General features: G+C 37.7%; 1 protein-coding gene. It reads right to left on the bottom strand.

What is annotated here, in order from left to right; genetic code table 11:
• Positions 1-58 precede the first annotated feature (58 nt).
• On the bottom strand, positions 59-949 hold the full coding sequence (locus ACG9ZL_RS20995; protein WP_419361840.1) for a BRO-N domain-containing protein: 891 nt from the start codon (positions 947-949) through the stop codon (positions 59-61).
• Between the last annotated feature and the right edge of the window lie 170 nt (positions 950-1,119).

Genomic DNA, 1,119 nt, shown 5'->3' with positions numbered 1-1,119 from the left:
TATAGCTTATTTTGCATATTTATCAAGTAAAAAAACCTCCCGAAGGAGGTTTGTTAAATTACCACGCTGGCGCATTAAACCATTTAGGATTCACACCTATTCGATGACCTGTTGATAAATTAATTGTTCTGCAAAATGAATCAACCAAAGGCTGACCACGGTTAGTCCGAAAATCAAAGTCAGCGCTAACTTTTCTAGCCAATGAATTAGATTTTAAGATGTAGCTGGCATAATTGTTGATAAACAATGGATCTATTAGCTCTAAAGCCTTCCAAACATTGTCCATAGCGCCATTCTGAGCAAGAATTGCCTCTGTCATTTGGCGTATCAACTCATAATCATCTTTATCAAACAACGAGCCCTGTTTTTCCGTCTGACTATACAAAGCAATCAAGTAGTGAACATATTCCACAGCGACTGGTATTTCATCATAAGGAATCTCATCAATGTGTTTTACGTTGAAACGCTGATGAACGAGTTTGTATGCATCACTGTAATTTAAGTGTTTAGTCTTAGCCACAAGAAGATTTACAGCATTGGTTAGGGGTTCGCGTTCTTCTTTGTGAGTTTTAGCAATTGGATTTCCAACTTCTTTATCAAGAATGTCGAGTACCCATTTGCGGAATTGCTTGGCAATATCTGTTTTGGAAAACATTGCGATTAAGTGGCAGCCACGAAGTGAAAAGATGCGGATCGTTTTAGTTAAATTTTTGCTTTTCTTCGAGACACTCAAATTGAGGGTCTCGACAGAATCATTGATACTTAAATTGAGGGTCGTTGTCATTGATGAATTAAACTCATCCTGATTACGCTCATAAACCTGAGTCACTGCATCCGATTTTGCATAACCAAGGGCTTTAGCCAACTCGGTTGCAGTTAGCCAAATTTGGCCATTCTGCTCCACTGGTGAAAAATTTACATCGTTAAAACTTAGTGTTAAACTTGTCATGTGTTTACATCCTTAAGTGATGGCAACTAAACCTTGTATTGATTGGTAGTCTGGCAAGGTTTTTTTGTGCCTATTGATTTCATGCTTTCGCACTCTCTATTTCATTTTTCATTTGCTTAACCGCATGGTTAATTAAATAATTCACTGGTCTTTCATACTCCTGACCAAGC

The sequence above is a fragment of the Acinetobacter legionensis genome, from assembly GCF_048551735.1.
In the GTDB taxonomy this organism is placed as follows: Bacteria; Pseudomonadota; Gammaproteobacteria; order Pseudomonadales; family Moraxellaceae; genus Acinetobacter.
This window is presented reverse-complemented; position numbering and strand designations above follow the sequence as displayed.